Source organism: Streptomyces sp. NPDC107559 (genome assembly GCF_055657365.1).
In genome coordinates, this window is the sequence record NZ_JBVKBD010000018.1 from 59612 (window position 1) to 76448 (window position 16837).

The 16837-nt window shown below is 68.8% G+C and carries 23 protein-coding genes; 1 reads left to right on the forward strand and 22 read right to left on the reverse strand.

The genetic code is table 11. From position 1 onward, the window contains the following. Nucleotides 1-23 precede the first annotated feature (23 nt). The 9 genes from ACZ7OY_RS35850 to ACZ7OY_RS35890 form a co-directional block, all read right to left on the reverse strand. Nucleotides 24-491 (reverse strand): hypothetical protein, encoded by a 468-nt coding sequence (locus tag ACZ7OY_RS35850; RefSeq protein WP_472249741.1) that lies wholly within the window; start codon nt 489-491, stop codon nt 24-26. Next, nucleotides 488-688, reverse strand: coding sequence for a hypothetical protein (locus tag ACZ7OY_RS35855; RefSeq protein WP_472249742.1), 201 nt, complete (start codon nt 686-688; stop codon nt 488-490). The genes ACZ7OY_RS35850 and ACZ7OY_RS35855 overlap by 4 nt, the downstream gene beginning before the upstream one ends. Continuing rightward, complete coding sequence (locus ACZ7OY_RS35860) at nt 685-1101, reverse strand: hypothetical protein (RefSeq protein ID WP_472249743.1); 417 nt, start codon at nt 1099-1101, stop codon at nt 685-687. The genes ACZ7OY_RS35855 and ACZ7OY_RS35860 overlap by 4 nt, the downstream gene beginning before the upstream one ends. Continuing rightward, nucleotides 1098-2225 (reverse strand): P-loop NTPase family protein, encoded by a 1128-nt coding sequence (locus ACZ7OY_RS35865; protein ID WP_472249744.1) that lies wholly within the window; start codon nt 2223-2225, stop codon nt 1098-1100. The genes ACZ7OY_RS35860 and ACZ7OY_RS35865 overlap by 4 nt, the downstream gene beginning before the upstream one ends. Nucleotides 2226-2301: 76 nt before the next feature. Further along, nucleotides 2302-2937, reverse strand: a complete 636-nt coding sequence (locus ACZ7OY_RS35870) for a hypothetical protein (RefSeq protein ID WP_472249745.1) — start codon at nt 2935-2937, stop codon at nt 2302-2304. A gap of 11 nt (nt 2938-2948) precedes the next feature. Continuing rightward, nucleotides 2949-6659, reverse strand: a complete 3711-nt coding sequence (gene dnaE, locus ACZ7OY_RS35875; RefSeq protein ID WP_472249746.1) for a DNA polymerase III subunit alpha — start codon at nt 6657-6659, stop codon at nt 2949-2951. Nucleotides 6660-6789: 130 nt separating this feature from the next. After that, nucleotides 6790-7779, reverse strand: a complete 990-nt coding sequence (locus ACZ7OY_RS35880; protein ID WP_472249747.1) for a hypothetical protein — start codon at nt 7777-7779, stop codon at nt 6790-6792. 38 nt (nt 7780-7817) lie between these two features. Beyond that, nucleotides 7818-8561: a J domain-containing protein gene (locus ACZ7OY_RS35885; RefSeq protein WP_472249748.1), complete on the reverse strand. Its 744-nt coding sequence runs from the start codon at nt 8559-8561 to the stop codon at nt 7818-7820. Nucleotides 8562-8564: 3 nt separating this feature from the next. Next, a complete protein-coding gene (locus ACZ7OY_RS35890; RefSeq protein WP_472249749.1) occupies nt 8565-8705 on the reverse strand; it encodes a hypothetical protein in 141 nt (46 codons plus the stop codon). Nucleotides 8706-8768: 63 nt separating this feature from the next. On the opposite strand from ACZ7OY_RS35890, the gene ACZ7OY_RS35895 reads away from it, so the two are divergent. Next, nucleotides 8769-9029, forward strand: coding sequence for a hypothetical protein (locus ACZ7OY_RS35895; protein ID WP_472249750.1), 261 nt, complete (start codon nt 8769-8771; stop codon nt 9027-9029). Here ACZ7OY_RS35895 and ACZ7OY_RS35900 read toward each other — a convergent pair. From ACZ7OY_RS35900 to ACZ7OY_RS35960, 13 genes are all read right to left on the reverse strand, one after another. Further along, nucleotides 8989-10098: a hypothetical protein gene (locus tag ACZ7OY_RS35900; protein WP_472249751.1), complete on the reverse strand. Its 1110-nt coding sequence runs from the start codon at nt 10096-10098 to the stop codon at nt 8989-8991. The genes ACZ7OY_RS35895 and ACZ7OY_RS35900 overlap by 41 nt on opposite strands. Beyond that, complete coding sequence (locus tag ACZ7OY_RS35905) at nt 10088-10384, reverse strand: hypothetical protein (protein WP_472249752.1); 297 nt, start codon at nt 10382-10384, stop codon at nt 10088-10090. The genes ACZ7OY_RS35900 and ACZ7OY_RS35905 overlap by 11 nt, the downstream gene beginning before the upstream one ends. Continuing rightward, nucleotides 10381-10986: a WhiB family transcriptional regulator gene (locus ACZ7OY_RS35910; protein WP_472249753.1), complete on the reverse strand. Its 606-nt coding sequence runs from the start codon at nt 10984-10986 to the stop codon at nt 10381-10383. Before ACZ7OY_RS35910 ends, ACZ7OY_RS35905 begins: the two co-directional genes overlap by 4 nt. Then, nucleotides 10983-11267, reverse strand: a complete 285-nt coding sequence (locus ACZ7OY_RS35915) for a hypothetical protein (RefSeq protein ID WP_472249754.1) — start codon at nt 11265-11267, stop codon at nt 10983-10985. Before ACZ7OY_RS35915 ends, ACZ7OY_RS35910 begins: the two co-directional genes overlap by 4 nt. After that, nucleotides 11264-12568 carry a DnaB-like helicase C-terminal domain-containing protein gene (locus ACZ7OY_RS35920; RefSeq protein ID WP_472249755.1) on the reverse strand — a complete coding sequence of 435 codons (1305 nt, stop codon included), beginning with the start codon at nt 12566-12568 and terminating at the stop codon, nt 11264-11266. Before ACZ7OY_RS35920 ends, ACZ7OY_RS35915 begins: the two co-directional genes overlap by 4 nt. Next, the gene (locus ACZ7OY_RS35925) at nt 12565-12798 is read right to left on the reverse strand and encodes a response regulator transcription factor (RefSeq protein ID WP_472249756.1); all 234 of its coding nucleotides are present in this window, start codon (nt 12796-12798) and stop codon (nt 12565-12567) included. The genes ACZ7OY_RS35920 and ACZ7OY_RS35925 overlap by 4 nt, the downstream gene beginning before the upstream one ends. Before the next feature lie 2 nt (nt 12799-12800). Next, nucleotides 12801-13418 carry a hypothetical protein gene (locus tag ACZ7OY_RS35930; protein WP_472249757.1) on the reverse strand — a complete coding sequence of 206 codons (618 nt, stop codon included), beginning with the start codon at nt 13416-13418 and terminating at the stop codon, nt 12801-12803. After that, nucleotides 13415-13768: a hypothetical protein gene (locus ACZ7OY_RS35935; protein WP_472249758.1), complete on the reverse strand. Its 354-nt coding sequence runs from the start codon at nt 13766-13768 to the stop codon at nt 13415-13417. Before ACZ7OY_RS35935 ends, ACZ7OY_RS35930 begins: the two co-directional genes overlap by 4 nt. A 1-nt stretch (nt 13769) precedes the next feature. Further along, a complete protein-coding gene (locus ACZ7OY_RS35940) occupies nt 13770-14615 on the reverse strand; it encodes an ATP-binding protein (protein ID WP_472249759.1) in 846 nt (281 codons plus the stop codon). A 47-nt stretch (nt 14616-14662) separates the two neighbouring features. After that, nucleotides 14663-14905: a hypothetical protein gene (locus tag ACZ7OY_RS35945; protein ID WP_472249760.1), complete on the reverse strand. Its 243-nt coding sequence runs from the start codon at nt 14903-14905 to the stop codon at nt 14663-14665. Further along, nucleotides 14898-15320 carry a hypothetical protein gene (locus ACZ7OY_RS35950; RefSeq protein WP_472249761.1) on the reverse strand — a complete coding sequence of 141 codons (423 nt, stop codon included), beginning with the start codon at nt 15318-15320 and terminating at the stop codon, nt 14898-14900. Before ACZ7OY_RS35950 ends, ACZ7OY_RS35945 begins: the two co-directional genes overlap by 8 nt. Before the next feature lie 123 nt (nt 15321-15443). Further along, entirely contained in the window at nt 15444-16322 is an 879-nt protein-coding gene (locus tag ACZ7OY_RS35955; RefSeq protein WP_472249762.1) for a 5'-3' exonuclease, read from the reverse strand. After that, on the reverse strand, nt 16322-16780 hold the full coding sequence (locus ACZ7OY_RS35960) for a DUF7229 domain-containing protein (protein ID WP_472249763.1): 459 nt from the start codon (nt 16778-16780) through the stop codon (nt 16322-16324). Before ACZ7OY_RS35960 ends, ACZ7OY_RS35955 begins: the two co-directional genes overlap by 1 nt. Nucleotides 16781-16837 lie beyond the last annotated feature (57 nt).

The following is a 16837-nucleotide window of genomic DNA, read 5'->3' on the forward strand; positions in this document are numbered from 1 at the left end:
GTTGATGATGTTGATGTGGCGCGCTACTTCAGCAGTTCGCGCAGCAGTGCGGTCTCGCCCTCACCGGCCAGCAGCGGCAGGAGGGACTCCAGCCCGAGCTGGCGGACGAGGCGCTGCATGACCGGCTTGGCGAGGTGCCAGGCTTCGGCGGCCTCGCGCATCTCGGCGAAGTCCAGGAGGTCGCAGACGGCGAGGTCGGCGTGGACCTCCAGGGAGGCGTTGTTGTAGAAGCGCAGGGCCAGCATGGGCAGTTCGCCCCCGGCCTGCTCTCCGGCCTTCTCCCACATGGCGCGGGTGATGCTGATGGACTTGGCCAGGGTGGACTTGCCGTCGACCGCGAAGGCGAACGTGCACGCGGTGCGGTCGTGCTTGGCGTCCATCTGGTCGCGCCACTGGTTGCCGCTGCCCCGGGTCTGGCGCATGCCGAGGACCTCGGCCAGCCGCTTCTCGTGGGCGTCGCCCATGCGCTTGTTCAGGCCCTTGTCGGTCACTTCTCCTCCAGGTGGATCTTGCGGAGGACGAACCAGCGCTTGAGGCGGCTGAGGGGGCGCCAGTTCGTGGCCCAGACCCCCTCCTTGGCGATCCAGAAGCCGCCGCACTCGTCGCACCGGACGATGTCGTCGTGGGCGGCGAGGTCTGCGTCCGGCAGCGCGCACCAGTGCTTGCGGCGGATGTAGGTGGTGCTCATCGGGCGTGGCCCTCCTGGATGCAGACGAGCTTGGGCGGCTGGGGCCAGTGCCAGACGACGTCGCCGTCCTGGACCACCCTGTTGTGGCAGGCGCAGCGCTCCGGCGTTCCGTCGCTCTGGATGTAGACGACCTCGTAGGGCGGGAAGTGCGGGTCGACGGGCAGGGCCTTGGCCGGGACGTACCGGCGGTAGAGGTGGCTGGCGGTGATGCCGAAGAAGAGGCCCATGACCGCAGCGGTCATGGCGGCCATGACGCCGAGCTTGTAGTGGATGTCCTGGGTGATCTGGTTCAGGTCGACCTGCTGGCCGACCTCGTACCAGGCCCAGGAAATGACGAGGCAGCACAGGCTCATGACGGTGTAGTAGAACCAGGGCTTGCCGGTGAGGGCCCATGCGCGCTTGAGGGTGTTCATGCTGCGTCCTCCATGATCTCGCCTGTGGTGGTGTCGACGCCGTCGGGGGCGTCGTCGTAGGAGACTTCGTGGTCGGACTTGATCTCACCGGAGATGGAGGCCAGGGCCTGCTGGCGGATGACCTCGACGAGTTCGGGGCGTTCGGCGATGGCGGCCTCGACGCCGGGGCGGCCGCCCTTGACGGTGGAGCCGTCCGGGAACTCGTAGCTCACGGTGGACAGGCGCTTGATGGCGCCGGTGGCGATGCCGAGGCTGATGGCCTCGTCCGCGCGGTCGATGCCGATGGGCCCGTACTTGGCGGTGGCCACGTTGCGGAACCAGTAGTCGGCGGCCCGGCCCTGGGCGGCGAGCTTGTTGCGCTCGACCCGGGCGCGGATCTGGCGGGCGACTTCGAGCTCGGCGGGTGCCTTGGAGACGGAGTCGGTGATGGAGACCTTCTTCGACGGCTCGCCGGTCCGGCTCATCTTGATCTTCGTGGTGGTGTTGTACTTCAGGGCGCTGGGTCCGGCGGACTTCTGGCCGCCGCGCGGGTTGCCGATGTCGGCCCGGTACTGGTTCACGAAGACGACGGCGGCGTTGTTCGCCCGGCACAGGCCTGCGACGCGCTTGACCATGCGGGAGATGACCTGGGAGTTCTTGCCCATGGCGGAGTCTTCGGCCTTCTTCTCGAAGGCAGCCTTGGACTCCATGCCGCCGACGGAGTCGACGACGACCAGGGAGATGTCCCCGTCCCGCAGGAACATGCTGATCTGGTCGGAGACGTCCTCGGAGTGGTCCGGGTAGATGTGGACGAACCGGTCCTCGTCGAGGTCCAGGCCGAGCTTGGCGGCCCACTCGAAGTCGAAGCTCTGCTCCATGTCGATGACGGCGACGCCCCGGTCGGGGAACATCTTCTGGGCGTCGACCATGGCGAGGATGCACTGGGTCGTCTTGCCCATGCCCTCGGGGCCGACGATCTCGTGGGTCCGCTTGAGGGCAAAACCGCCGCCGAGGGCGTAGTCCAGGGTGAGGCTGCCCGTGGATATGAAGGTGGGCCGGACCATCTGGTCGCGCCGGGTGACGCGGTCGCCGTAGACCTTGGTGAGGTCGGCGCGCAGCTTGGCCAGGCGGCTCTTGGGAGGCATGGTGCGGGGATCTCCTTGCGGGGAGTAGCTGATGGCGGTCAGCTGTGGCCAATGGCGGTTGGCTCGATTTCGCAGCTTACGCCGCAGGACTGACAGAGGCCTCGTTTCGGCCTTCGAGAATCTGGGCGGCCTGCCCCATCTCCCACTCCAGGGCCATCTCCAGGAACGCGAGACGGCGCAGCACGTAGCGCTCGGAGTTGTAGTCGCCGGGCGGCGAGGTGCGCGGGTCGCCGTAGATGCGGCCTTCCTCCAGGCGCCCGATGGTCTTGCTGGAGGACTTGATGGCGTAGGCAAGCTGGTTTCGGGACACCCCCTGCGCGAGGCGGGAGTTCTGGATGGCCTTGCCGAGCCGGACCCAGGCGGCGGCCGGGTAGGAGGAGCGGTCGTCGATGGTGAGCGCTGCGCCGTCGACCGGCAGGAGCTGAGTGGTCGTCGAGGGCCACATGGCGGCCGTGAGGGACTTCTGGACGTGGGCCATGGCGGTGCCGTCGTCCCAGCCGAGGGCCTCGTCGAGGCGGGAGAAGTTGAGGGTGCCGAGGGCGTCGGCGACGTCCGGCGGGATGAAGCCGCTCTCCAGGGCCGCGTACTGACGGACGGTGAGACCGGCGTGCTGGGCGACGGCGGCCTGGGAGATCTGCAGGCCAGCCCGGGTCGCCTTGGCGGCCGCGCCGAGGGGTGCCCAGTACGGGTGGCTGATGGAGGTGATCGTCATGGCGGTGCCTCTCACAGGGGCTGGTAGGTGACGAGGCTGTAGCCCCGGTCGGTCTTCTTCAGTTCGGCCAGGCAGAGCGCGCCCTTGGTGAAGCGGCGTTGCTCGACGGCCCATGCGTCGCGGTAGACGGCGACGCGGAGGGTGGAGATCTCGGTCTCCAGGGTCAAAAAGCCCATCTGGTCGCCGGAGCGGGCGGTGTGGGGGCGGGCCCCGGCGACGATCGCGGCGACGTAGTAGGTGCCGCTGGGCCCGGTGGCCAGTTGCTCGGCCTGGGCGCGCAGGACGGTCCGGTCGTGCTCGGAGAGGTCGTCGAACGGGGTGGAGCTGAGGTAGGTGCCGAGCATCTCGTGCTCGATGGCGCGGATGTCGACGGGGCTGTAGGGCTCGATGGTGGCGACCTGCAGTGGCGGGCGGGCCTCGTACTGGCGGCAGGCCTTGGTGCAGCGCTTGGCGGGGAGCTTGCGCTTGAGGACCTTGCCGGTGCGCGGGTTGATGCGGTCCGGCTCGGTGAGCCAGTCGTAGCCGCAGACGTCCGGGGAGTCCGGGTGGACGATCGCGAGGCTGGTGCGCAGGCCGTCGTCCTTGAAGGTGCAGCGGGCGTCCTCGCCGGTCTTGGCGGCGAGCAGCTTGGCCTCCAGGCCGCGCCGGTTGGCTACGAGGGTGTCGAAGGCGCCGATGCGTGCGAGGAGGGCGACGACGCCCGCGTTGGCCTTGGGGCTGCGGCGGGTCTCGAAGTCGTCCCAGGAGGCGTACGGCTGGGCTTCGACGAGGGCCTTGACGGCGACGTCGCCGACGCCCTTGACGGAGCCGAGGCCGTAGCGGACGGCGTACGCGGTCGGGTCGGCGGTGAAGCCGGGGCCGGAGGTGTTGATGTCCGGCGGGAGGACCTCGACGTCCAGGCGCCGGGCCTCCTTGACGAACTCCGGGACGCGGTCCTTGTCGACCGTGCTCATGGCGGCGACGAGGAACTCGCGGGGGTAGTTGACCTTGAGGAACGCGGTCCAGAACGCGAGGAAGGCGTACGCGTAGGCGTGGGATTTGTTGAAGCCGTACTTGCTGAACTCGGCCATCTGGGCCCACAGGCGTTCGGCCTGCTCCTGGGGCATGTCGACGCGGGAGAGGAACTCCTGTCCGGCGTCGGCGATGGCGGAGACCTTCTTCTTGCCCAGGATGCGGCGCACCCCGTCGGCCTCGGACTCGTCGTACCCGGCGAGCAGGCGGGTGACGGCCATGACCTGCTCCTGGTAGATCATCGCGCCGTAGGTGGGGGCGAGGACCTTCTCCAGGCGGGGGTCGGGGTAGGTGACGGCCTGCTCTCCGGCGCGGCGGCGCAGGTAGAGGTCGGTCAGGCCGGAGTTCATCGGGCCGGGCCGGACGATGGTGACCATGTCGGCGAGTTCGGCGACGTTCTGGGGCCGCATGCGCTCGCAGAGCCTGGTGCCGCTGTTGGTCTCGATCTGGAAGACGCCGAGGGTGTGGGCGGCCTGGAGCTCCTCCCAGACCAGGGGGTCCTCGAACTCGGCTTCCCACGCCTCCAGGTCGATGTCGTAGCGGCGCTGCTCGCGGACCAGGTCGAGGGTCTCCTGGATGGTGTCCAGGGTGCGCAGGGTGAGGATGTCGAACTTGACCAAGCCGATGGCCTCGACGTCGCCCATGGCCCACTGGGTCACCATCTGCTCTTCGCCGTCGATGGTGCGCATCGGCAGCCAGTCGGTGAGCGGGGCGCCGGTGGAGATGACGACACCGGCGGCGTGGCGGCCGTAGGACTTCAGGCGGCCGACCAGGCGCTCGGCCATGGCGAACAGTTCGGGGTAGCGGTCGGCGAACGGCTGGAGCTGCTCGCCGTGCTGGACCCAGAGGTCTTCCCAGGACATGCCGAGTCCGGCCGTACCGGCTTCGGCCTCGTCGATCAGGGCGGAGACCTGGCGCAGGTCGGCGGCCGCGCCCTCGGGCAGGGAGGAGGCCAGCGCGCGGACCAGCTCGTTGATGACGGCCTTGTTTTTCAATCTCAGTTCGGAGCCGATGGAGACGACGTTGCGCTCGCCCCAGCGCTCGCGGAGGTAGCCGAGGATCTCGGCCTTCTTCGAGGCGGGGAAGTCGACGTCGAAGTCCGGGAGTCCGGCGCGGCCGTAGGTCAGGAACCGCTCGAAGAGGAGGTCGTGGCGGACCGGGTCCAGCGAGGTGATGCGGGCGAGGTAGGCGACCAGCGAGCCGCCGCCGGAGCCGCGCCCGGGGCCGACGAGGATGCCTCGGTCCTTGGCCCAGCCGACGTAGTCCGCGACCATCAGGTAGTAGCCGCAGAAACCCTTGGCGACCAGCAGCTCCATCTCGCGCATGTAGCGCTCGCGGTAGATGCGGTGGGCTCCGGCGGGCTCGTCCTGGGCGCTGGCGGGCAGGCGGTCCCAGTTGGCCCTGCACAGCTCGCGCAGGCGCCGCTCGTCCTCCTTCGGGTCACCGGTGAAGGACGGCATGGCGGTCTCGCCCTCGATACGGGCGTTGCAGCGCTCGGCCAGCGCGCGGGTGTTGGCGATGGCCTCCTCGACGACGTCCTCGCCGAGGTAGGCGAGTCCGGCGCGGGCCTCGTCCTCACCCATGACGTAGAGGTTCAGGTCCTCGGAGAACAGGTCTCCTTCGTCCTGGACGTCCTTGTTGGTCTGGCAGGCGATCCAGACGTCGTGGGCGTGGGCGTCGTCGGCGGTCGGGAAGTGGCTGTCGACGGTGGCCAGCAGCGGCAGGTCGTACTCGTGGGCGAAGGCGACCAGGGCCTCGTTGAGGCGGACCTGCTCGGGCATGTCGTTGGGCTGCAGCTCGACGTACAGGCGGCCCGGGAAGAGGTCCATGAGCCGGGTCAGGCGCATCGCTGCCAGCTCGACGTCGCCGCTCTTGAGGGCGACGGCCACGGGGCCGCGCAGGCAGCCGGTGGAGGCTATAACGCCCTCGTTGAACCGGCCGAGGGTGTCCCAGTCCATGCGGGGCCGGTGGTAGAAGCCGTCCCGGAAGGACTCGGTGCTGGCGGCCCAGATGTTGCGCAGGCCGGTGTTGTCGGCCGCGAACAGGCAGACGTGCCAGTAGTCGTTGCGGAGGTGGGCCTGCGTCTCCTTGTCGCCGGGCGCGGCGCGGACGACGCGGTCGTCGCACAGGTACGCCTCGATCCCGAAGATCGGCTTGACCCCGGCCTTGTCGGCCGCGCGCTGCAGCTCGGGGTGCCCGGCGCAGGTGCCGTGGTCGGTGATGGCGACAGCCGTCTGGCCGTGGCCGGTGATCTCGCGGACGATCTCGTCCATGCGGGACAGGCCGTCGAGGGGGCTGTACTCGCTGTGGGTGTGCAGGTGCACGAACCCGGATTCGGCCTTCGGTGGGTCCTGCTTGGCTTCGAGCTGGTCGATGACCTCGATGTAGGTCGGCGCGTCCTCGAAGACGGCCAGCGGCACGCTGGAGAGGTCGAGGGTGGCGTTGTCCATCCGGACTCGGCTGTACTCCTCGACCACGTGGGACGGGGTCGCCAGAACACCGTTGACCAGGTGGACCAGGATGCCTATGGCGCCGTCGCGCTCGGCTCGGTTCCACAGAGACAGCGGGGCGGTGAGGTCTTTGGTGGCGGGCGTCAAGAACCAGCGGTTGCCGTCCTCCTCGTTCTCGACGAGGGCAGGAGCAGTGGTGCGAAGGTCGCCAACCTGCACATATGGGGCGTCAGGTGCGTAGGAGGTGATGAGGCGCAGCACGGTGGTGGTCCTTGCGCTGAAGGGTGGTGAAGTTGGCCCAGTCCGCCCCGGGTGGAACACCGCAGCCTTGAGGAAGGCTGGGCCCGTATCTGACGGGCACCCGGGGCAGACCGGTGTCAGTGCGCCTGGATCAGGCGGCGGGAGCCTGCGGTACGCCGAGGTTGGCGATGCGGCTGCGCAGGTCGTCCGAGATGTTCGCCGGGGCGGCGTCGGCGGCCGGGAGGTTCACCATGCCCCCGGTGGCCGCCGTGGCGGCAACGATGGTGCCGTCCTTCTCGACCGTCTTGGACGGGTCGAAGAAGCGGGCGTAGTACTCGTCGCTGGCCTTGTCGGCGACGATGGCTTCCAGGCTGATCTCGCGCTCGGCGACGGCCTGGAGGTACTTCTCCCAGATGGGGGTGCCCGGCTTGATCAGGTTCTGGCCGGTGGCCGGGTCCGCGATCGGGTCGATCGGGACGATCTTGTACTCGGTGTCGGTGCCGGTGCCGCTGCGGGTGACGCTGAAGTCGCGGTCGACGACCGTCCCGTACAGGCCGTGCAGGGCCTTGAAGTGGGCGAAGAAGCCCTTCATGGGCTGGTTGATCACCACGATGCGGGGGTACTGCAGCTTGGTGCCGGTCGGCTTGCCGTCGGCGCCGAGCTCGTCGACCTCGTCGACCTTGTCGCGGATGCCGACGATGACGCCCTGCTTGGTCGGGCCGCCGAGGGCCTCGCTGCCGTCGCCACGGACGATCTCACGCTCGACGGCCAGGGCCCAGACACGGGGGCGGGCGGAGGCGACCTTGCCGAAGCTGTTCTTGATCTTGTTGTCGTCGATGTAGCAGTCCGCGTAGTGGCCGCCGAAGGCCTTGTCGTAGCGGCACACCGACGTCATGTTCTTGGGCCACTTCTCGGCGTCCTTGGGGCCCTGCTTGGTGGGCACGAAGCTGTGCTGGTTGACCCAGATCCAGTCGTCGTGGTCGGTGAGGAGACGCACGACTGCGGAGTCGCCGTCGTCCTTGAGACCGAAGTAGTCGGGTCCGCGACGGCCCGAGCTGGAGACGCTTGCCTCCTTCTCGGCCTGCTCGGCGGCGGTGCCGCCTCGGCGGAAATTGATGACGGGGCTCGTGTTGGCGGTCACGAAGGCTCCTGATGATCTTTGATGGCAGGTGAAGCCGGTTACACAGCAGTGGCGGCTGCTGCGATCAACTCCCCGGTCACCGTGGCCTCTTCGTGGAGAAAGACGATCGGGATTCCGATGTCTCTCCTCACGAGGAACGGCTGATCGCCGACGGCGTGGAATCCCACCGTGAAGTGGGTGCATCCACGGCCCTTCAGGACCTGCGCGAGCCCTTCCCGCCACTGGGCCAACCTGTCGACGTCGTCGCAGGTAGAGGCCAGGAGCAGGTAGGAGTACGGCCATGCGGCCGGGGGGTTGGGTGAGGGATGGCGGTCCCTCGTTCCTTCATCATCAAAGCCCTCGGTGGAACCCGAAGCAAGAAATTGGAGAAGCGGATTTCCCGTGGCCTCCGCCAGAGTTTCGATAATGTCTCTGGCGGTCGCAGCGGTGCCGAATTCGGCGTTCTGCCGGGACGCCTGGACGGCCGCCTTGCGCAGGATCGCCTGCACGGCAGCGCGGTCCATGAAGGTGCTGCCGGAGGCCTTGGCGTCGTACGCGGCCCGGCGCTCGCGGCTGATGAGCACCTTGAAGATCTCGGTCAGCTCAGCGTCGTTGGGGCCGTCGAGGGCCTGGTACGCCTCGCGGATCTCCCGCTTCGTCGCCGTCGGCGCCACGCCGAGCCGGGCGTAGTAGCCGTTGACGTCGTGGACGACCGGCTGCGGGCGGCGCGGCACGACGGCCAGGGTGGAGCTGGTGGAGATGATGACGTGCTCGGGACGGCCAGCGATCCGCAGTCCCGTCATCGTCTACTCCTCTTCGCCGTCCTGGCCCTCCTGGAGGAGCGAGTTCCACTCTTCCGGGGTCAGCGCGCGTCCGATCTTGGACATCAGCGCCTGCTCGACGCCGTCCTCGACGTCGGTGATCTGGCCGGTGCCGAACTTGAGCATACGTTCCTCCTGGGGTCACTCATTGGGCCACCGGAACGGCCCAGGGACAGGGATACTGGCGCCATGCTTCTCGCCGTCTCGATCGCCGCCCTGTGGCTCGTGGGGGGCTGGGCGGTCGTCACCCGCTGGCTCGGCCTACGGCCCGATGCTTGGCGCACCCAGTTCGACCGGGAGATGGGGTGGGGCTTGTTCGCCGACACCGACCATCCCGCCCCTCGACTGCTCTACTGGTCAGTCGTGCTGATCGGCTTCTTCAGCATCCTGCTGTTCTGGCCTGCCGCCGTCATCCGGCAGCGGGGCAAGGACCGGAGTGACTGGTTCTGAAGCATCGGTGGCAGTAGAGGGCCTTCGGCTGCTCCCAGACCTGCCAGGGCACCGCGTGCTCGCGGACCAGGAGGTCGTACAGCTCGTCGGACAGCTCGGCCGGGTCGGCGGCGAACGGGCTCTGGATGACCCAGTTCTGGCACCAGCGCGAGGCCCGCTCGGGGGCGCCGGGGAAGAAGCGGCCGTTGAAGGTGCGGCCCGCGACGGCGCGCCATCCGGCAGTGTCGTTGTCCATGAACCAGACGAGTTTGCGGCGGCCCTTGACGAGGTGCTCGATCTGCTCGTCGGTGACGACGGCGCCGAACGTGCCCTCGATGTCGCTGTGGTGCTGGTGGCGGAGCTGGCTCATGGGCGACTCGACGACGACGACCTCTTCCCTCGCGGGCCGGTAGTCGAAGATCGTCTCGTCTCGGGGGAAGCCGGGCGTGCTCAGGTACTTCGGGGCGGTGGGGTCGGCGCCGGGCAGACGACGTGACTGCCAGCCGACGAGGTCGCCCTTCCAGTAGTGCGGGATGACAGCGCGCGGGCCGGTGCGCACGCGGTCCTCGGGCGGGCCCATGAAGCCGTCGGGGTCGGTGCAGATCCGCATGCGGGTGGCGGTCGTGATGGGGATCTGACGGTCTTCGAGGATGTAGCCGTCGATGCCCTGCCAGCGCTCCAGCATGCGGTCGCTGTAGACCGGCAGGGGCGGCCGCGTCTTGGGGGTGTAGAGGGCGTCGAAGAAGGCGAGCATGTCGGGCAGGCCGACGGCGCGGGTGAGTCCGGCTTCGCCCAGGAGCCATTCGCGGGCCTGGTCGATGGTGATGTCGCCGCGCACCGTGGCGATGAGCCACATGATGGTGCCGGAGGAGTCGCACCCCAGGCAGTGGAACAGCAGCTTCGAGGCCGACAGGGCGGCGGTGGGGTTGCGCTCCTGGTCGTTGTGGAGGGCGCCGATCGGGCAGGCGATGATCAGCTCGTCGCGGACCTTGCGCTTGACCTGGATGCCGAGGGCGTCCAGCGCGGCTTCGGCGAGCTGGGACTTGTGCTCGTCGGGGAGGGCTGCGAGCTGGTCGAGGTCAGTCGTCATAGGAGGTGGCGGCCTTGATGCGGGCCATGTCGGAGGGACTGGCCACGCGCTCGCTCCAGAAGTAGCCGCAGAAGCAGGCCCGGCACAGGTGCTCGGTGGTCTCGTCGGGGACGTCCTCGGGGGTGTCGCTCAGGGCGACGATGGCGTCCCTGCGCTCCTTGCACATGCCGACGACGACGGTGTCGTGCCACTCGGTCTGGCCTGCCACGGAGAGGCACTTGGGGCAGCGGGCCTCGGGGTCGCCGTTGAACGGCTGGAGCCACGGGCCTCGCGCGGTGACGGTCATGCGGCGGCCTTCGCTTCCTTCTGGGTGGAGCGCTCGGTCGCGCGCTTGGCGCGGTGGGCCTCGCGGCAGGTGCACTCGGGGTGCGCGGCGAGCTGGAGTTCGGCCTTCCTCAGGTGGTAGCGGTAGCCGCGCTCGGTGCCGCAGATCGGCCGCAGGGGCGAGTGGAAGGCGTTGCGGCGGCTGCCGGGGACCTCCGCGTGCTGCTGCTGCTGCTCAGCCTCCCTGGCGGCCGCCTCGGCCTTCTCCTTGCGCTTGCGCTCGTCGGCGGCCTCCTTGTACGCCTGCTGGCGGGCGTTGTGGGCCAGGCGGCAGGGTTCGCACTCCTCGTCCGCGTCCTTGTGACGGCGGTAGGCCATCTCGGTCTCGCAGTCCGGCGGGAGCAGGTCGTCCTCGGTGATGCCGAGGGCCTCCCAGCGCTCTCCCTGGGTCTCTCCGCCCCAGATGCCCCACTCGCGGCCCTCGCGGCCAGCGCGGCGGCAGGCGAGCATCACGGGGCAGGTGTCGCAGATCCGCAGGGCCTTGCGAGCGGCTCTGGTCTCGCGGGTCTTGCCGGTGTCGAACAGCTCGGGCTTGAGGGCGCAGGGGAAGGCGTAGGCGGTCATGAGCGGGCCTTTGGAGTCGCGGGGCAGGTTCCGGGGGTGCCGCAGGGGGACGTCGCCGTGGCGGTGAGGTCGATGCGGCCGAAGGGGTCCTTCTGCTGCCTGGTCTCGATGGTGGTCTGCAGGCCGTCCACCTTGGCGATGCAGGGGTACGTCCGAGCGAGGGCCTGGATGGCGTGCAGCTGCACCATGATCCGGGCGAAGGTCACGACCTCGTCGTTGTCTCCTTCGAGGAGCCTCTCCGGGTACTCGACCGTGTGGGTGTAGGTGACGCGGGTGGTCACAGGGTCACCTCGCCGAGGACGTGCTGGGTGCCGTACCAGGGCTCCCAGGCGCAGCGCCAGTTGGTCAGGTCCATGCGCCTGGAGGCGAGCATCTGCAGGGTGGCCATACCGGCGGCTACCTCGGTTTCTGAGCGGATGAGGCCGAACACCCAGGAGCTGTAGCGCTCGATCGCCGAAGAGTCGGCGATGTGCTGGAGCTCCAGTCGTCCGGCCTTCTGGGCGGAGGCGACGCCGTCGCGGTTGATCTGGCAGTTCAGGAGCACCGAGGGCATGTAGCGGCCGGTGGTGATGAGCGTGGACAGCTCGTTCATGATCTCGGCGATCGTTTCGTGCTTGGGTCGCCGGGGGTTGGGGCTGGGGTGCTGGATGTGGGAGAGCTGGTCGATGATGATCGACTTCGCTCCGTAGGACTGGGCCTGCCGGATGAGGGCGGCGGGGGTGCGCAGGCCGTCGTCCGGGGAGAGGACGTGCAGGCCGTCCTTCAGCTCGTCCTCGTTCTGGTCGAGCCAGGCGCGGACGCGGTCGACGTCCTCGGGGGTGGCCGTGCCCTTCTGGTACTCGCGGTAGTCGACGCAGCAGATCTGGCAGGCGAGGCGGTCGTAGGTCATGCCCACGCTGTTCTCCAGCGTGTACAGGACGGTCTCGCGGCCGCGCTTCCACTCTGTGTGGGCGACGTGGGTGGCGGAGAACGACTTGGCGCCCTTGGGCGGAGCGCACCAGGCGCATATCTCGCCCGCGTGGACGCCCAGGGTGTGGTTGTCGACGGCCTCCATCCCCAGTGACATGCCGGTGACGACCTTGGGTGCGGCGGCACGCTGGTCGTAACGGGCGAGGGAGTCGCGCAGGCCCTGGACGCCCTCGACCTCGTTCTGCTGGTTGCGGACCGACATGGACAGCTCGTGGAAGGCGGCGGAGGTGCGGTGGATGACCTCGACGCGCTCGTGGGGCTCGGCGTTGGCCATCTCGACGGCGGACTCGCGCTGCAGGCGCTGGGACTCGGCGAGGACGTACTGGGACTGCAGGTACTCGATCGCGGCGAAGACCTCGTCGACTTCGAGGTCCTCGTCGGGCAGCTGGATGTTGCACTGCTCCAGGCGGTGCCCCCACTGCTCGTGCAGGAGCTCGCGGGAGGGCGCCTTGGTGCGGCCGGAGCGGTAGAAGTACGAGACGGTCCACTCGACGACGTCGCGCATGCCGGTCGTCGGGATGCACGCCGGTTCCAGGCCGGTGTCGGCCAGCTGCTCCAGCGCGTCTACGTCGGTGAGGCTGGCGTAGAGGACGGTCTCTGCGTGCAAGGTCATGCGGTCACCTGTGGGAGCGCCAGGCCCTCGGCGACTGCCAGGGCGACTGCGTGGGTGCGGTTCTCGGCGCCGAGGACGGGGCGGATGCGGTAGCGCCAGTACTCGCGGACGGTGTGGATGCTGATCGCCAGGTCGTCGGCGATCTCGCCGTCGGTGTAGCCTCCGCTCGCGAGCTGGACGATCTCCGTCTCACGCTCGGAGAGGGGCTCACCGAAGGTCTTGGCCGACATGGTCACGGGGTGCCCTGGGGCAGGTTGTCGATGTCTGTGGAGACCATGCGCAGGGCGACGGCGATCCCGGCCAGCTCCATGTTGCCGATGGCGTGCTTGATGACCTCACCGGCCAGGTAGCGGACCGAGTCGCCGGGGGTGCCCTTACGGAGGAAGATCACCTCGTTCGGCGTCTCGTCTTGCTGCTTCTGGAGCCGGTCGGCCATGTCCTGCGCACGCTCCAGGGATGCCTGGGTGTCGTTGACGCGCTGCTTCCACTGGCGGCACTGCGCGATGAGCTTGTCGTTGCGCTCCTGCAGGTCGATCAGGGCCTGCCGTGCCGTGGCAAGTTCCTCGCCGGAGGTGCCCGCGATCACCTCGTCCATCTCGTCGACTCCCCGGAGAATCTTGTCGATGGTGGCGGAGGCATCGACGAGCCTGGAGCGGAGGTCGTTGATCCTCTTCCTCCCGGTTTCCGCCTGGGCGGTGGTGGAGGCGTCGGCGTAGTGGCGGACGACCGTGTTGTCGGCCGTGGCCTGCCAGGCCGTGGGCAGCGACCGGACGCCGGGAGCCATGGGAGGCGCGGCGTGCTTCGGCGCGTGGGGGCTGAGCTGAAAAAACAGGTCGTCTGCGAGGGTCATGATTGCTCTCCCTGGAGTTCGGCCAGCTTGGCCTCGGCGGCGTCGGCGCGGACGGCCTGGCGCTGTGCTTCCTTGATCACGGACTGAAGCGCCCGCTCTGTCTTCACCCGGGCTCGGGCGGTGTCGCTGAGCTGCCGCCGGACGTCCTGGAACTCGTCGGCGCGGAGCAGGGCCTCTCGGATGTCCTCGCTCACGCTGATCAGCGATGCCTGGCAGGCCAGGAGCGCTCTGCGTGCGGACACGACGCTGGCGAGCTGTGGCGAGAGCGTCTCCTGGTTGTTCCTCGTGAGCAGTTCGAGTTCCTCCAGGCCGCCCCAGAAGTCGCCGTCCGTCGTCGTGTTGTTCGTCATGTCAGACCGCCGTGATGGGTCGGGCCAGGCCGAGTTCGGCTTCCTGGCGGGAGATTTCGCGTCGCACCGGCCGGTAGTCGGCTCCGGTGACCTCGATGAAGTCGGCGGCCTCGGTGAGCAGGCTCATCGCGTAGACGCCGTACCCCTGCTGGATCTCTTCTGGGGTGAGGTTGGTGGTGATGATCGTGGGGGCTGCGTCCGAGACGCGGGCTCGGATGATCTGGTCGAGCATGCTCTCCACCATCTCGATGCGGCCCTTGTGCTCCTTGCCGAGGTCGTCGATGGCCTTGACGTCCACGTTGCGTACGCGACGGGTCCACTGATCCTTCTCGTCCTTGTCGCGCCAGCTGGAGGTGAAGAGGTCGATCACCTCGTTGAACTGGGAGAAGTGGACCTGGAAGCCGTTGGCCATGAGGAACTTGCACAGCAGGGCAAGCAGGAGCGTCTTGCCGGTGCCGGGGCCCTTGGACCAGAGGATCAGGTTGCGTCCGGCGGCGATGTTGCGCTTGGCCTGCAGGGCGTAGTCCATGACCTGGGCGACGATGGGCTCGGGGACCGCGCGGACGTCGTCCCAGCCGAGGCGCTGGTAGTTCAGCGGGATGCCCGCGTTGAGCATCCACAGGTGCAGCAGCCACTGCTGCTGGCACTGGCACTCGTAGGTGGCGATCTCGCCGGTGCGGCGGCCGTCCTGCTCGGCATACCAGCGATAGGTCTGGCCGTTCTGCTTCAGGCAGGTCAGGCAGGTGTCCTTGGGGCTGGTCCACAGGCGAGGGCGGGCGGCCTTGAGCCGCTTGAAGTCCGGGTCGGACAGCGGATGGCAGGAGGCAGGAGGGGGCGGTCGCTTCAAGGCTGGCGGTCCTTGATGAGGGCCCGGTGGCGGCCGGGCGTGATGGATCAGGCTGCAGGAGCGAGGTGCTTGCGGATGTGCTCGTCGAGCAGTGCCTGCTCCCAGCAGGTCATCTGCTGGTGCCAGGCGTCCCGGTCCTGGGGGATGTGCTCTTCCGGCAGGTCGCAGCAGACATCGAAGCCGCCGTGGCGGAGGCACTCGATTTCGCCGTCGCACTGGTAGGCGTCGGGGCAGCAGGTGGGCTCGGGGGTCGGGTAGCCGACGTAGCCGAACGCGATGGGCCTATGCATGGGCCAGGCGCTCGCTGATCGGGCCCGCGAAGTAGCCGTCGTTGCCCTTGGTGAAGCGGGTGAGGGCGACCGGCGCGTCCCGCCAGAAGCCGTCCTGCTGCTCGAAGACGAAGTGCGCGATCGGTCCGGCCTGGTTGCCCCAGCGGGCCGCAAAGGACTTGAAGATCGAGTTGACCCGGGCGGTCTCGTGGCGCGGCTGGGGGCCGTGGCGCTCGGCGATGGAGCGCATGACGTAGTCGCGCAGCTGCTCCCAGGACCAGTCCATGGGGGCGCTGGCGAGGTCGCTGGCGGCCATGGCGACGGGGCCGGGTGCGGCCGCCGGGCGGATCACCGCCGGGGTCATGGGCGGCTGCACGCCGGGGAGCTCAGGCGACGCGGCGGCGCGGCCGTAGGCGGGGGCGGAAAGATCGAGCACGAGGTCTCCAACCTGGCGGTGGCTGGGCACGGCAAAGCTGACGGTCTGCCGTAGAGGAGGCCCCCTGGCGGGGAGGCGTTTTGACGCTAACCGCCAGGCCAGGTCGAGAGCAAGAAAATCAGGTCACCAGAGTTCGCCGTCGAGGAGTCGGCGCTGGATGTCGCGGAGCTGCAGGCTGTGCAGCCACTTCCACAGGGCCTGCCAGGCGGCGTCCAGGCCGGGGGTGACGGGCATGAACGGGCCGGGGCCGGTGGGGATCATCTCGTAGGGGACGTCGCGGAGGTCGACGAGCTGGCGCCACAGGGCGATCTCGCCGTTGTCGCGGGCCTCGGCGATCGGCGGGTGCTCGACGGCGGCCAGGTCCCATCCGGCGGCCGTAAGGTGCTTGAGGGCCTTGACTTCTCCGATGCCCTTGACGCCGGGGATGCCGTCGGTGGCGTCGCCAGTCAGGGACATCACGAGGGGGCGCTGCTCGGGCGTGCAGCCGTAGTGCTCGGCGACTTTGGCCTCGTCCCAGCGGTCGGTGGGGGTGTTGGCGCTGGAGATGCGGATCTGGGTACACGGCTGGCCGGTCGGGGTCTGACCGACGAGCTGGAGCATGTCCTTGTCGCTGGAGAGGATGACGACCGGCTCGTGGGCGTGGCGCCAGTGGGCGGCGATGAGGTCGTCGGCCTCGAAGCCGGGCAGGTAGCCCCAGGGGACCCGGGCGAGGGAGAGGAACTCGCGGACGAGCCTGCGGGTGACGCTGCGGTACTCGTCGGTGACCTGGGGCCGGTTGGCCTTGTAGGGCCGGTAGACCTGCGTGCGCCAGTCCGGACCGCTGTCCCAGAGCACCATGACGCGGTAGGGCTTCTCCTCGCGGATGTAGCGGGAGATCGTCTTGATGAAGACGACCAGCCCGCTGGTGTCGGTGCCGTCGTCGCTGTGCATGGCGGAGCGGCGGGTGGCCTCGACGGCGCGTATGAGGATGTTGTTGCCGTCGATGAGCAGGGTCGGTTGCATCAGCCCTTGAGCCTCTTCTTGTACTGCTCGGCGATCGCGAGCACGATCGTGCAGGCGCACTGGAGTTCTTCGCCGGTGATGTCGCCGCGCTGGTACAGGGCCCAGGCGAGGCGCTCGATGTCGGCGAGGGTGAAGCGGCGCTCGCCGGTGCGCCCCCGGGCGACGGTGCGGATCTCCAGGGGCGTGTTCTCGTCCAGCATCAGGCGCTTCCTGGCGGGCGGCCCCTTGAGGCGCTCCTTCATCCAGTCATCCGTCTGACCGAACACCCATCTGGCGACCTCCCCCGGCGCGAAGTGCGGGACGCGCAGCAGCGGTCCTTCCAGGACCGCGTACCTCTCGTTCGTCTCCATCGGGCACTGGTAGTCGTACAGGGTGAACTCGCCTGCGTCGCGGTCGACTTCTCGGCGTTCGGGGTGGCTGGGCTCGATGATGATGGGCTCCAGACTCTGAGGAGACACAGCTGTCCTTCCACATGCCGCGAGCCTCCGCCCGGGTCACGGGCGGAGGCAGCGGGG